Below are 14,070 nucleotides of genomic sequence, written 5' to 3'. Positions count from 1 at the left end.
ATATCGTTCCTCTCTCACGGGTCGGGTTTCGCTCTTGTGGTCGTGCTGGCGAATCCGTCGACGAGAACAACGCTCAGCGGAGCGCCTCGGCGGCGAGATTGCGGTCGTAGGTCGCGAGCAGTTCCTCGGTGACGGTCTCCCAGGCGTACTCGTCGCTCGCCGCCTGCCGGTTCGCCTCGCCCATCGCGGCCACGCGCTCGGGATCGGCGACGAGTTCCGTGAGCGCGTCGGCGAGCCCGTCGGCGTCGCCCGGTTCGACGAGTAGGCCGCGCTCGTCGTCGATCACTTCCGGAATCGCGCCCACCGTCGTCGAGACGATGGCGTTGCCCGCGGCCATCGCTTCGAGCATCGCTATCGGCAGCCCCTCGGCGTGGGAGGGCAGGACGAAGATCGAGCCCGCACCGAGCAGCTCGTGCTTTTTCTCCTCGGAGATGTAGCCGAGATACTCCACGTTGTCGTAGGTCGTGGCCAGCCGCTCGGAGTGGTTCGAGAGCGGTCCCTTGCCCGCGATCGTCACCCGGAACTCCAGATCACGGTCGGTGAGCTCGTCGACCGCCTCGGCGAACTCGACGACGCCCTTGCGCGGGAGCTGGTTCGAGACCGTCACGATGTGCGGGACGTCGCCGTCGAACGACGGCGTGTAGTCGGCGGCGTCGACCGCGTTCGGGATCACGGTGAGTTTCTCGGGGTCGGTGTGTTTCGAGAGCGTCTCCTTCCAGTATTCCGAGAGGACGACGATCTCGTCGGCGGCACCGAACACGACCGACTGGAACCACCGCACGGGTCGCGACTCCGTCGAGACGAACACGTCGAACGAGGAGCCGTGGACGTGGAAGACGACGGGACACCGCCAGACGTACTTGCTGAAGAGCACGTAGTAACCCGCCCGGTAGAACGAGAACCGGTGCGAGGAGTGGACGTGGACGATGTCCGGCCGCGAGCGCATCGTATAGGAGAGCATGTTCCAGAGGATGACCAGCAGCGAGCGGACGAACGCGCCGACGCCCTCGGTGTCGAACGCGCCGCTCTTGTGTGCCGACACGTGGAGTCGGCCGGCGAGATGGCGGCGCTGCTCGCTGATATACTGGCCGATGCCGCCCGGTCCCTGCCGTCCGACGATGAGCAGTTCGGTGTCGCGCATTACTCGACGTACCCCAGCCCTCGCAGGCGTTCCTCGACGTCGCTGAAGTCCTCGTCGGTACTCCCGCCGTCGCCACCGTCGCCCGGCCCGTCACCGGAACCCGTGATATCGACGGTTTCGATCGATCGGTCGGCGGCCGACGAATCGGGCGCGAACAGCTCGTCGAGCACGCGCCCGTCGACGGACGTGGGCACCGCCGTACTCATGCTGTGGAGCACCGTCGGCGCGACGTCGAACACGCTCGCGTCGGTCGGCGTCGCGCCGGCGGCGATGTCCGGTCCTTCGGCGAGGAAGATCCCCTCAGGACGGTGATCGGCGGCGTGACTGCCGGGATCGGAGAACACCGTCTCGGAGAGCGAGGGTTTGACGTAGTAGCCCTCGCGCGGCTCGACGACGAGATCCGGCGCGGCGTCGTCGGTCGGGAACAGCTCGTCACCATCGTGAACGTCGAGAACGCGCTCGTCGGTGTCTGGATCACGGACTCGTGTGAAGGTGTCGGTCAGTTCGGCTTTCAGCGCGTCGATCCGCCCCGGCGGGACGATCCCCTGCTCGAAGCGCTCGGTGTCGTTGACGTAGAGAGTGCCCTGGGCGTGGACGAACGCGGTCGTCTCGTCGTAAGCGACGTCGTAACGCACGTTCTCGCCGGGGATGCCGGTGGCGAGGCGATCGACGAGCGCGTCCGGCAGCCGTGTGGCGAGCTCGTCGACGTCGATATCGAACCTGTCGAGCGCGCCGAGCACGTGCTCCTTGGTGAGGCCGATCCGCGAGAGCGTACTTCGCGTGCCGGTGTCCGATTTCGGCGTGAGATAGCCGGCATCGGCGAGCACCCGGTTGACGTGGACGTTCTTCTCGATAGGCCCGAACCCGTGATCGGAGACGACGAAGAGGTTCGCGTCGTTGTCGGCCGCCGCCTCGCGGGCATCGCCGAGTACGGCGTCGAGCTGTTTGTAGTGATCGAGGAGGATCTCCTCGTCCCAGAGGAGATGCTGGAGGCGGTCGGGAGCGGTGTAGACGAAGAAGAACAGCCGCCAGTCGTCCGCGAGAAAGTCGTTCATCAGTTCGCGACGGGCGGCGACAAGCGACGCGAGCGCGTCGGGGAACTCCCCAGGTCGGTCGCGATACTCGTTCCAATCGAGCCCGATCTCGTAGTCGGGCACGCGATCGACGATCGTCGCGGCGAGTTCGGGCGGGTGGGTGAACCCCTCGTCCCGGTTCGGTGTCATCATCCCCGTGACCATCCGCCCGTCGATGGAGGAGGCGGGGTAGGTCATCGGCATGTTGACGACCGTCGAGGGTGAGACGAGCTCCCAGAGTGCGGGCTGGGCGACGTCCTCGCCGGTGTTGACGCGATGGCGGTAGTTCGTCCCGAGCTTGTAGAACGCGTAGATCCCGTGTTTGTCCGGCCGGACGCCGGTGGCGATCGAGGGCCACGCGAGCGCGGTGTTCGCGGGCTGCGTGCTCGCGAGCGGCCCCGCCGCACCCTCGTCGATGAGGGCGGCGACGTTCGGCAGCTCGCCCGCCGCCGCCCACGCGCGCAGGCGCTCCCAGGGCACGCCGTCGAGACCGAGAACGAGCGCTCGGCGTCTGGCATCACCCTCGTTCATAGTTGGTACATACTGGCTGGATTTCCTCTCGTGACGCCCATTACCGTTTCCATTCGCATCGTCACCCACACACCGTCCGCAACGCCCGTCTACCCGCCGACAGTCGGTCCGCTCGTCGGCGTCGTCGTGTCGTTCGACAACCCGTCGATGATGCCGAATATCGACTCGGAATCGGTGGTCGTCGGCGTTGCGGTCGGTGTCGCGGTGGCAGTCGCCGTTGCGGTTGCGGTAGTGGTTGGCGTCGCGGTCGCCGTCGGCGTGCGCGACGGCGTCGCTGCGTTGCCGAACACCGAGCGGTTCGCCGGCGGTGCCCGCGGCGTCGTCCCGTTCGCACCGGCGGTACGGGTTTCGTTCGCGACGGTGGCGCTCGCCCTGTCGGCGGGCGAACTGCCGGCGACGTGATACAGGTCGAACTCGCCGTTCGTCTGGACGAGACTGACGCCGGACTGGTGATCGAGCGCGCTGACGTTCTCGCGGCTGTAACGCAGGCTTCGGTAGACCTCCACCTCGCGCTCGCGGGCGGCCTCTGTCACGGCCACGTATCGGTCGTTCGACGTCCGGCCCGCAAGTGCGCTGAGGTTCTCACCCGGGATCCCGCGACCATGCTGTGAGACGGGCGTCCCTTCGACGCCGAGAGCGCCGTGTTTGTACCGCCACGGCCCACTCCGCAGCCCATAGATCGGCGTCTCCTCCACACTGTGCTCGAAGGCGTACCCGTAGCCGGACATCTGGGTCTCGCTCACCTGATCGTTCGGCTGGAAGATGTACGGCGACGGGAAGACGACCACGACCGAGAGCGCGAGCATCGCGACGATGATCACCGATAATACTGCGCGAACGCTGCCGATCGGGGCGATCTCGGAGAGCCCGGAGACGTAGCGATAGAGCGCGATCGAGCCGAGGATCGTCGCGAACAGCATGATGAGTCCGGCGTTGCGGAAGAACAGTTCGGAGACGGTACCGATGTAGAACAGCAGCGAGTACGGGATCAACACCACCAGCCCGATAGTGAAGTACTTGATCAACGCCGTCGTGTCGGGCGCGTCGCGTAGCCGACCGAAGAGACTCGTCACCATCAGGAGCCCCGCAAGGGCGGCGACGACGAGACTCACGCCGAACAGTTTGAGGAACAGCTCGACGATCGAGCCGCCGATGGCGGTCAGCGATGCCGCCTGACTGGCCGTCGAGGCACCGAGTTCGGCCCCGCCCGTGAGGAAGCTCAACAGTTCGCGAAGCACCGCGTTGACGGAGCTTTCGTACCGTCCCCGGCCGATCGACCAGAGCATGAACGAGCCGATGAGGAACACCGTCGGCCCGTACATCGTCCGGTGAGAGGCGATGGCGCTATCCGGTCGTATGGATCGATAGAGAAGCTGTACGCCCGAGAGCGTGATGAACAGTATGATCAGATTCGCGGCCTGCTGTGAGTGAAAGAGCACGAGGCCACCGAGCGCGACCGCGAAGGTCGCACTCACCGCCGATACCGGCAGGCGTGACTCGAAGACGTCGGTCGGACTGGTGAGATAGTTGATCAGCAGATAGACGATGACCGGCGTGATGAGGATCGAATCCGAGATCGGGTGGGGCGTCATGTAGTTCACCCCCATGTGGTTGATCGGCAGCACCAGGAGACCGGCGAGTCCGCTCAGCAACATCGCGCCGCGATGGGAGGTCATCGAGCGGACACAGAGCGGGATGAAGACGAGATAGGCGACGACGTACGCGAGCACGATCAACAGCAACGAGCGCGGGACTGTCGTGTTCGCGACACCGCGGATGAACAGCGACGAAGTGTGGACGCCCGGATAGAACAGCCCGAACGCGCTCAGTGATCCGTCGAGAAGGTCGCGCGTCCAGCCGAGATGTGTCAGGCCGTCGCCGGAGCCGTAGTAGAAGTAGCTCCGTAGCAGTGGCAGCCCCGCGATCGCGACAATCGAGCCGCCGCCGAGGCTCAGGCCCGCGAGACTGACGTAGCCCTCCGGCGCGTACAGCGTGACGAACACCGCGACCAGCAGTGCGATCGCGACGCCGAGCCAGAAGCCGATCGGCGTCGAGCCGTAGATGTCGATCTCGTAGCCCGTTGCGGGCTTGCCGTAGGCGAACAACACGCCACCGGCGAGCGCGAGATAGCCGACGACGAGCGCGAGTTTCTGTGCGCGGTTGTTCGGTTGTGAGGTCGTGAGCGTACTCATCGTATCAATCCATGCCGCGTCCGTGGCGCAGCCAAACGTACTCGCACTCTCGAAGCGGCGTTATAAACGTTTACCGCTCTCGACCGCCGCGTGGTGTGTCCACACGCGATCGGTGCCGGCGAACGACGCGCCATACCGAGGTGCATAAGCCACCGAGCGTGAAACCCTTCCGGAAGAATGCGACAGCCAAACGTCGTCTGGATAACCCTCGAAAGCACCCGTGCCGATCACACCACGATGGGTGGCTACACACGCGATACGACGCCCAACCTCGACCGCATCGCCGGGGCCACGCGCGGGCGCTCGTTCGACAACTGCCACACGCACGGCATCTGGACGCTCGCGTCGAGCGCGTCGATCCTCACCGGCACGACACCCACCCACCACGGGGCAGGTATGCAGAACGACGCCATCCCCGCGGAGCTCGATACGGTGCCCGAGCGCCTCCAACGCGCCGGCTACCGAACCACCTGTCTCTCGCCGAACTCCCATCTGAGTGGCGGCACCGATCTCGATCGCGGCTTCGACGAGTTCACGTGGCTGAGCGCCGACACGCTGGTTCAGGAGGCCGGTCCGCGCATCCTGCTCAAATACTTGCACAACTGCCGTCGCCACGGCCCCGGACTGACGACCGACACCAGAAAACACGGGACCGGGTTCGTGATGAACGAGATCGCCAAGCGGCGGATCGGTTCGTACGCCGGAAGCGACGAGCCATTCTTCCTCTACGCCCACTACGGCGACCCGCACCACCCCTACCACCCACCACGGCGCTTCCTGGAGCCCTACGCCGACGACTTCGAGATGACCGTCGACGAGGCGCTGGCGTTCGGCCAGTACCACCACGACAACTTCCACCAGCTCATCGCCGACGGCTGCGAACTCAGCGACGACGAGTGGAACGTCCTCCACGCGCTCTACGACGCCGAGATCGCCCACACGGACGAGCTGGTCGGCGATCTCTTCGCCCACATCAGAGGGCTCGATCTCGACAACACCGTCTTCGTCGTCACCGCCGACCACGGCGAACTGTTCGGCGAACAGGGGATGCTCGCGCATCTCGTCGTCGCCGACGACGCCGTGACCCACGTCCCCTGCATCGTCCACGGTGCCGACGCGCTCGTCGATCACGACGGCGAGACCGTCCAGCACGCCGATCTGATGACGACGCTGCTCGAATCCGCCGACGCGGACACGACGGGGATGCAGGGTGTCGATCTGCGCGAGGAAACGCGCGAGCACACCCTCACCCAGCGCGGCGCGAAGCGCACGCTGAAAAACCTGGATCGGTTCGAGGAACTGAACGCCGAATTCGACCGGGAACGCTACCACGAAGCGACGCTGCACGCGCTTCGCACCGACGAGTTCAAATATCTGAAAAGCGACGAGCGCGCCGAACTGTTCGCCCTCCCCGACGAGACCAGCGACGTCTCCGACGACGAGTCCGCTGTCGTCGAGAATCTGGACGACGAACTCGAAACGATCCTCGAAACGGATGGCCAACCGGTCTCGACGGAGGATCGCGACGGGGAGTTCACCGACGCGATGAAGCAACAGCTCTCCGATCTCGGCTATCTGGTCGACTGAGGGGTCTATCAAAAGACTGCGGTTGTGACATTCAGTTCTCGTCGGGGATGTACCGCCGAATGTACGGGATCCGAACCCCGAGTCGGCCATCTCCTCGTTGCTCGCCATTGTCAGTACCCACCGTCTCCGCCCACCATCCAGGAGCCCCGACCGCGGGATCGAGCCGTCGATGGGGCGTCGATACCACTCCCTAAAAAACGGTCGGGGGGATTAACGCACCGGTTGCAACCTCACGACAGACGCTTTTGCAGCCGCCGCCAGTTGTTCTTCGCGAGCAGTCGCGCGACGAACCGCGGGTTGCGCTGCTGGAGGCTGTGTGGGTAGTACGGCCCCAGTTCGTCCGGCTGCGACGGACTGTCCCCCGCCTGGAGCTGCTCGATGCCGGCGGCGAAGATCTCCGTCTGGAGCGCGTAGACCGCGTCCCACACGTCGTCGAGCGTGGGTGTGGGCGGCAGTTCGCGCGACATGACGGTGACGATGCGCCCGCCGTCGATTTCCTCCGAGAGTTGCTGGAGCGTGATCGCGGCGCTCGGATCGTCGTTCACGAAGGAGATCTTGTGTCCCATGCCGCGATACTCCCGGATATCGCTCGTGTGGACACTGAGAACGCCGTGTTCGGGTGCATCCAGGATCGGCCCCTTGAGCAGGCCGAAGCCGAAGCGGATCACCACATCGCAGGAGTCACCGAGGTCCGAAGTCACGTCGTCGGGCAGCGTGTTCCAGGCTCCGCCGGCCGACACCGGCTCGCACTCACGGATCGACGCCTCTCGCAGGCAGTCGACTTCGGTGACGGGCCGGGACTGGAGCCAGTCCATCTGTTCGGTCTCGCCGAGCAGCCAGCCGAGTTTCTCGTCGCCGTGGATGAACGCCTTCAGCCCGCTCTCGCGGACCACGTCGACGAACAGTTTGAGATCGGCGAGCGAGATGCTGGTACCCTGATTGACGGCGTCGGCCCCCGCCGCGAGCGCCGATCCCTCCGTCACCGAACCGTCGACGACCACTTCGTCGATCGTCACCCCGTCGAGCGTGGCGACGTTTTCGAGTGCCTCCTCCTCGAACCGCGTGAGCATCGGGTTCGCCAGCACGCCGACGCGCAGTCGTTCGCTCATCGGCGTGTCCTCGCAGTTCCATCGGTATCGGCTGCCCGGTCGATGCCGTCGTTCCCATCACCATCCGCGCACGTGTCGGTGTCCTGCCTGAACGCCCGCTCGTCGAACGCGGCGGGCGGGATGGTGACGATCTCGCCGTTGTCGTCGGTCGTGTTGTAGGGGTTGATCAGCAGGCCGCGCTCGGGATCGGTCGCCAGAAACAGATAGCCGTTCGACGACGGGACCGCATCGACGTGTTCGCCGACCGCGTCGCGGCGCTCGGTCGCGTAGAGTTCGTACCAGTCCTCGTAGTCCGACGCCGAGGAAGCCGCGAGCACCCTGGCGACGCCATCGCAGGTGTTCCGTTCGACTCCCGCGGGGGCGGTGCTGTCGATTCGACCCGTCGATGTCGTCGAGACGACGAGCCAATGTTCGTCCGGCCGATCGACCGTCTCGGCGTAATACACCGGACAGGCGGTCGTCGCGAGCGTCTCCGGTTCGGGATCGGAATCGTCGAGGCGCTCACGCGGCAGACGGAGGATCGCCGATCGATCGGTGTACGAACTGTCCACGCCCCAGAGGATCGCCGCCGGCGTGAAGGCGAGGCCGACGGCGCGCCAGCGCTGGCTGCCGCTGCCGATCGCCTCGAACCCGTCCGCCGAGAGCACGCCGATCGCGCTCTCGGTATCGGTGTCGCCGGTCGTCGCCCAGAGCCGATCGCCATAGGGATCGGCGAACAGCCCGTGGAAATGCCGAACGTCCGTTCGCTCGACGAGCGGCGACCACGTTCGCCCGCCGTCGTCGCTTTCGAGGACGCGTGCCGGCTCGTCGCCGAGCGGGTATTCGGCGAGATACACCCGTCCGCGGTGTTCGCAGAGCGCCGTCGGGAGAACGCCCATCGGCCCCGAGGAGGCCGGGAGTTCGTGCACGACCGTCCACGAGCGTCCGCCGTCGGGAGAGCGAAACAGCCACCGGGAGACCGTCGCGAGCAGCTGGTCATCACCGAGCGGCCAGACGTTCGCCGTCGTGTACAGCCCCGTCAGCGGCCGGAGCAGGCGTTTCGGAGCGCGCCGGTTCATCGCGTCGAAGCGGAGTTTCTCGCCCCCCGATTCGGGGTTCGGCAACGAGCCGAGCGTCAGAAATCCGTCGTCGGCGCTCCACGTTCCAACGTCGAGTCCGTGCGTACCGTACACCGTTCCGTCGCGGACCCCGCCGAGTTTCATGTGTCCCTCAAGACAATATATCGAGGGATATGACTTGCGACCCGGGCGCTCACGACGCCCGCAGCGTCTGCAACACCGCCGCCCGATCCTCGGCGGCGTGTTCGGCCGAAAATCGGTCGCTGACGGCTGGCGCGGCTGCCGACAGCCGCTCGGAGATGTCGTCGTCGAGCCGACCGATCGCGGTCGCGAACGTCGGCCGTCCGCTCGTCGAGGACGATCCCGCTCTCGCCGTCGGTCACGGCGTCGCAAACGTTGCCGACCGCGGGAACGACAGGGACGAGCCCGCACGCCATCGCTTCGAGCAGCGCAACGGCGAACAGCGAGTCTTCGCCCCGTGAGCCGCTCGCATCGGGGACGAATCTCTCGTCAGTATTCAGAGACATCCGTTCGCGGATCGGCGATCGCCCACCGCGAACCGTCGTCAGGAGCGGTCGGCGCGCTGGCGCACCGCCGAGGCGAGCGCGAAGCACATCCAGGCCTGGCTCCAGCGGATGTACGGCGTTTCGTCGTCGATGAACCGTCCGCGCAGGCGGTAGAAGTAGCCCGTCTCGTCGAACAGTTCGTCGAGACTCCAGTCGAGCACCTGCTCGGCGAGTTCGACGCTCTCCGGTCGGCCGTCGCGAACGAACGTCCGGATCGACTGGGCGGCCGCGTGGGCGTCGTGGGGATAGCTCTGATCGTGTTCGAACTTCGGCGCACCGTCGGCCTCGAAGAGGTGTTCGCGATAGAACGTGAGCCCGCGCTCGTAGCTCGCCGCCGCGCCGGCGACGTCGCCGCCCGCATCGAGATACTCCCGGATCGATTCGAGCACGAACCCCGTATGGAAGTTGTCGTGACTGATGTGCGAGCGGTCGGCGGGCATCGAGTAGTGCCACGCGCCGCTCTCTTCCTGTGCCGAGAGCACGAAGCGGACGAGCTCGTCCGCGCGCTCCATGAGCGCGTCGTCGCCGTTTTCGGCCGCGACCAGGGCGAACAGCCGCACGGCGAGGGCGTTGACGTTGATCACGACGAACGAATCGTCGGTGGTGTAGGTGTAGGCCTCGTGGCCGGCGACCTCGCGGGTGTTGATCTCGTTGCGGATGAACTCGCAGGCACCCTCGGCGATCGCCAGCGACTCTTCGTCGCCCGTGATCCGGTGGTGGGCGACGAACGCCTGGGCACAAAAGACCGTCACGACGACCGACGGTCGGTAGGCCGGCAGGTAGAACTTCCGCGCGTTCTGCCAGTCGAAGTTGTAGCCCCAACAGGGCTCGTCGAACGCGCGTGACTGATACTCGCGCAGCCAGTCGAGCAGCCGCTCGGCCTCCTCTAGATCCGCTTCTTCGCCCGTCGCCTCGTAGCGATGGAGATAGGAAAGGACGAACAGCGCGATCCCCTTCGGGTTGCGCTCTTCGGGGATCGACAGCGCCGGCCGAAGATTGATCGGGAACCGACTCACCGCGTGCGTCCAGGCGAGACGGGTGAACCAGTTCCGTTTGAACGGCTTCGCGTACGGGCTGTTCAACCCGTCGTAGGGGTCCCAGCCAGCGTAGTCGCGCTCGCGCGCCCACTCCAGCGCACGTGTCAACGCGTTCGCCGGCACGAAGGGATCGTCGTTCATCGTTCCCCACAGCACGACTGCAGCAGTTCGTTCGTCAGTGCGACGACCTCGTCGCGCACCGCGCGCGCCCGATCACGGTCGGGGGCGACGTCGCTCTCGTCGAGCCCAGTGATGTGATCGATGATCGCGTCCGCGTCCCGCGAGTGGAAGATGCGCCCGTCGGCGACGAGCTCCTGATCGACCGACAGCAGCGTGTTCGGGAAGAAAGAGACGGCGGGTTTCTCCATACAGGCCGCCTCGCGCGACATCGTGCCCGAGCCCGTGAGCACACAGCGAGCGTGCCACGCGAGCTGGAGCCCGTTGACCGCTCCGTCGGGGACGAACACGTCGTCGTCCGCGTAGTCGCGTGCATGAACCTCGTCGCCACGCCCGCGCGGGAGGTAGACGACACCGATGTCGCGCTCGGCGGCCGCCGCGAGCAGTTCGGGGACGATCGAGTCGGCGTCGACGTACGCCGCCGTCAGTGCCTCCGGACGGACGACGATATACTCGCCGCTCGCGAACGGCAGCCGCTCCGGGAACTCCGGATCGGGATCGAAGTTCGCGACGTAGACGTCCTCCTTGTAGCCGTCGTAGGTGTGGATCGCGCTCTCGTCGGCCCCCCAGCGCGTCAGCTCCTCGGTCGCGAACGCCGCCGGGACGACGTTGTGCGTCGCGGCGGCCTCGAAGCGGTTGTAGAGCTCCTCGACCCAGAGTCCGTCGATGTGGGCGGTGATGTCGTTGTCCGTGAAGTGGATCGAAGGGATGCCCCGGAGCTTCGAGGCGAGAACGCACATCGCGTTGCGCGAGGAGAGCGAAACGTCGCCATCGGGTGCTTCGAGGGCCAATTGGGCCGTCCGGAGCGGAATACCCACTTTCCGTACCAGCGAGTTGTCGAAATCACGGCCTACGACGCGATGAGTGAAGCCGACCTCGCGGGCGAGCGAGACGGTCTCGGTCTTCTCGCGCACCGTCGTCGCCACCGCCACGTCGTCGAGCCCCTCGGCCAACGCCGCGAAGAAGAACGGATGCGAGGGACTCACGAGATCGATCCACGCTCGAATCGGCCGCGTTCGCGTGGCTGGCGCGTGTTCGGCGCGCGCTCCGTGGCCGTTCATAGCCGGACGACCCGCAGTCCGGCCGCTTCCCATCGATCCCTGTCGAGCAGTCCCTTCGCGTCCACGACGACGTTCCCCGCGAGCCGCGCCGCGACGTCGTCGGGATCGAGCGCGGCGTACTCGTCGTGGTCGGTCGCGACGACGATCGCGTCGGCCCCTGCGAGCGCCTCGTCGAAGGGAGCGAGCGCGAACCGCTGATCGGTGACGTACGGATCGTGCAGGCGAACGTCGACGCCCGCCGTACCCGCTCCGGCGGCTCCCGCCACCTGTGTCCGGGCCTGGAGCACCTCGGCGAGGCGCAGCCCGGGGCTCTCGCGTGCGTCGGCGACGTTGCCCTTGTAGGCGACGCCCAGGATCGCCACCGACGACTCCGCGAGCGAGTCGAGTTCGTCGTCGAGCAGATCGGTGACGTATTCGGCCATCCCGTCGTTGATCTCACGGGCCCGCTCGATGAGGTCGAGGTTCTCCGAACCCTGTCCCAAGAAGAGCGGATCGATGGGGATGCAGTGACCGCCCACGCCGGGACCGGGCTGGTGGAGATCGACCCGCGGATGGTGGTTCGCGAGCGAGATCGCCTCACGCGCGTCGAGCTCGTAGTCGGCCGCGATCATCGCCAGCTCGTTCGCCAGCGCGATGTTCACGTCGCGATACGTGTTCTGGATGAGTTTGACGAACTCGGCGAGCGTCGGGTTCGCCGTCGTTCGGAGATCGCCCTCGATGAACGAGCCGTACAGCGCCGCCGCGCGCTCGACCGATCGCTCGTCGATGCCGCCGACCGCGCGGTCGTTCGCGCGCAGCTCCGCGATGACGTTGCCCGGTAGCACGGTCTCGGGCGAGTACGCGAGCGAGAACTCGCCGACGGAGTGGCCGGAGCGTTCGAGGATCGGCGCGACCGTTTCGACCGTGGTCCCCGGCGGGACGGTGGATTCGAGGATCACCGTGTCGCCCGCCCGGAGCACCTCGGCGACGGTCTCGGCGGCGCTCTCGACGTACGCGAGATCGGCCCGATCGCCGTCGAGCGGCGTCGGCACGCAGACGAGGTGGTAGTCGGCCGCCGGTACGTCGTAGGAGACAGACAGCCCGTCCGCGAGCGCGTCCGTGACGAACTCGTCGAGCCCCGGTTCGTCGACGGGCACCTCACCGCGATCGAGCCGGTCGATCAGGTCAGTATCGACGTCGTAGCCCGTGACGTCGTGGCCGTTGTCGGCGAGCATCGCAGCCGTCGGCAGGCCGATGTAGCCGAGTCCGTGCACGCAGACCGAGCTCATCCGTGCACCTCCCCGACCGAGGCGGCGGAGCCGAGTCCGGCGATGTTCAGGATGCGCTCGGCGCTGTGGCCGTCGCCGAAGGGGTTCTCCCAGCCGTTCTGCTCGGCGAGCGCCTCGCGCGCCCCGGTGACGATCCCGTCGGCATCGACGCCGACGATACGGTTCGCCCCCACGTCGACCGTCTCCGGTCGTTCGGTGTTGTCGCGGAGGGTGACGCAGGGCGTGCCAAGAATGCACGTCTCCTCCTGAACGCCGCCGGAATCGGTGAGCACGAGCGTCGCCGTGCTTTCGAGCCGGAGGAAATCGAGGAAATCCTGTGAGTCGATCGGCGTGATCTCGTCGGGCATCGTGAGATCGAACGCCGCGAGGCGCTCGTTTGCTCGCGGATGGACCGGATAGACGACGTCGAGATCGGATTCGCTGGCGAATCGGGCCACGCCGTCGAGCAGGCTCGAAAAGCGCTCGCGGTCGTCGACGTTTTCGGCGCGATGCGCAGTCAGAAGACAGAAATCGCCGGCATCGAGATCGAGCTCGTCGAGAACGTCGCTCTTTGCGGCCGCGAGATCGCGATAGCCCATCACCGCATCGACGATCGTGTTGCCGGTCACGTGGATCGCGTCGTCGGCGATCCCCTCCTCGCGGAGATAGCCGGCAGCCTGTTCGGTCGGCGCGAAGCGGTAGTCGGCGGCGTGGTCGGCGAGCACGCGATTCACCTCCTCGGGCATCGTCCGGTCGAAACTCCGCAGGCCGGCCTCGACGTGGCCGACCTCGCAGTCGAGTTTGCCCGCCGCGATCGCCCCCGCGAGAACGGAGTTCGTATCGCCCTGAACGAGCACCAGTTCGGGCTGTTCGTCGAGCAGCACCGCCTCGATCTCCTGGATCATCGCGCCGGTCTGTTCACTCTGGGTGCCCGACCCGACGCCGAGGTTGTGGTCGGGTGCGGGCAGTTCGAGCTGGTCGAAGAAGACGGTGTCCAGCTCCTCGGAGTAGTGCTGGCCGGTGTGGACGACGCTGTAGGCGATCTCCCGTTCCTCGCAGGCGTCGATGACGGGCGCGAGCTTGATGATCTCCGGGCGCGTGCCGAGCACGATTGTCACGGTCGTCCCGTCGGTCATCGACACCCCTCCCCGTTCGGTACACCCAAACCGCAGGGCGACCCACCGATCGTGGGTTCGTCGCTCACAGCACCGCCCCTCTCTCTGACGGTGGCCATACACAAAGCGGCGGCATCATTACCCCTCCTTCTCCAGCAAGCTTATCAAACCTGTCG

The 14,070-nt window shown here is 66.4% G+C and carries 11 protein-coding genes; 1 reads left to right on the top strand and 10 read right to left on the bottom strand.

Annotated features, from left to right (window positions below):
- Window positions 1-73 precede the first annotated feature (73 nt).
- The 3 genes from C451_RS17845 to C451_RS17835 all read right to left on the bottom strand — a co-directional run bounded on the left by C451_RS17845 (window position 74) and on the right by C451_RS17835 (window position 4,937).
- On the bottom strand, window positions 74-1,141 hold the full coding sequence (locus C451_RS17845) for a glycosyltransferase family 4 protein (protein WP_007742765.1): 1,068 nt from the start codon (window positions 1,139-1,141) through the stop codon (window positions 74-76).
- Window positions 1,141-2,745: an alkaline phosphatase family protein gene (locus C451_RS17840; protein WP_007742763.1), complete on the bottom strand. Its 1,605-nt coding sequence runs from the start codon at window positions 2,743-2,745 to the stop codon at window positions 1,141-1,143. The genes C451_RS17845 and C451_RS17840 overlap by 1 nt, the downstream gene beginning before the upstream one ends.
- Before the next feature lie 89 nt (window positions 2,746-2,834).
- Window positions 2,835-4,937 (bottom strand): hypothetical protein, encoded by a 2,103-nt coding sequence (locus C451_RS17835; protein WP_007742762.1) that lies wholly within the window; start codon window positions 4,935-4,937, stop codon window positions 2,835-2,837.
- Between the two features lie 177 nt (window positions 4,938-5,114).
- On the opposite strand from C451_RS17835, the gene C451_RS17830 reads away from it, so the two are divergent.
- Window positions 5,115-6,524: a sulfatase gene (locus tag C451_RS17830; RefSeq protein ID WP_007742761.1), complete on the top strand. Its 1,410-nt coding sequence runs from the start codon at window positions 5,115-5,117 to the stop codon at window positions 6,522-6,524.
- Between the two features lie 230 nt (window positions 6,525-6,754).
- Here the strand turns inward: C451_RS17830 and C451_RS17825 are convergent, their stop codons facing one another.
- From C451_RS17825 to wecB, 7 genes are all read right to left on the bottom strand, one after another.
- The gene (locus C451_RS17825; protein ID WP_007742759.1) at window positions 6,755-7,633 is read right to left on the bottom strand and encodes a methionyl-tRNA formyltransferase-like protein; all 879 of its coding nucleotides are present in this window, start codon (window positions 7,631-7,633) and stop codon (window positions 6,755-6,757) included.
- A complete protein-coding gene (locus C451_RS17820) occupies window positions 7,630-8,835 on the bottom strand; it encodes a WD40/YVTN/BNR-like repeat-containing protein (protein WP_007742753.1) in 1,206 nt (401 codons plus the stop codon). Before C451_RS17820 ends, C451_RS17825 begins: the two co-directional genes overlap by 4 nt.
- Window positions 8,832-9,128 (bottom strand): hypothetical protein, encoded by a 297-nt coding sequence (locus tag C451_RS24430; RefSeq protein ID WP_394295073.1) that lies wholly within the window; start codon window positions 9,126-9,128, stop codon window positions 8,832-8,834. The genes C451_RS17820 and C451_RS24430 overlap by 4 nt, the downstream gene beginning before the upstream one ends.
- Before the next feature lie 128 nt (window positions 9,129-9,256).
- Window positions 9,257-10,435: a hypothetical protein gene (locus C451_RS17810; protein ID WP_049913210.1), complete on the bottom strand. Its 1,179-nt coding sequence runs from the start codon at window positions 10,433-10,435 to the stop codon at window positions 9,257-9,259.
- Entirely contained in the window at window positions 10,432-11,532 is a 1,101-nt protein-coding gene (locus tag C451_RS17805) for a DUF354 domain-containing protein (RefSeq protein WP_007742749.1), read from the bottom strand. Before C451_RS17805 ends, C451_RS17810 begins: the two co-directional genes overlap by 4 nt.
- The gene (locus C451_RS17800) at window positions 11,529-12,800 is read right to left on the bottom strand and encodes a nucleotide sugar dehydrogenase (RefSeq protein ID WP_007742748.1); all 1,272 of its coding nucleotides are present in this window, start codon (window positions 12,798-12,800) and stop codon (window positions 11,529-11,531) included. Before C451_RS17800 ends, C451_RS17805 begins: the two co-directional genes overlap by 4 nt.
- Window positions 12,797-13,915, bottom strand: coding sequence for a non-hydrolyzing UDP-N-acetylglucosamine 2-epimerase (gene wecB / locus C451_RS17795; protein WP_007742746.1), 1,119 nt, complete (start codon window positions 13,913-13,915; stop codon window positions 12,797-12,799). Before wecB ends, C451_RS17800 begins: the two co-directional genes overlap by 4 nt.
- Window positions 13,916-14,070: the final 155 nt, after the last annotated feature.

This window comes from Halococcus thailandensis JCM 13552, from assembly GCF_000336715.1.
Classification (GTDB): Archaea; Halobacteriota; Halobacteria; order Halobacteriales; family Halococcaceae; genus Halococcus; species Halococcus thailandensis.
Note: the sequence above shows the minus strand (reverse complement) of the source record. Positions and strands in the feature narration are given on the sequence as shown.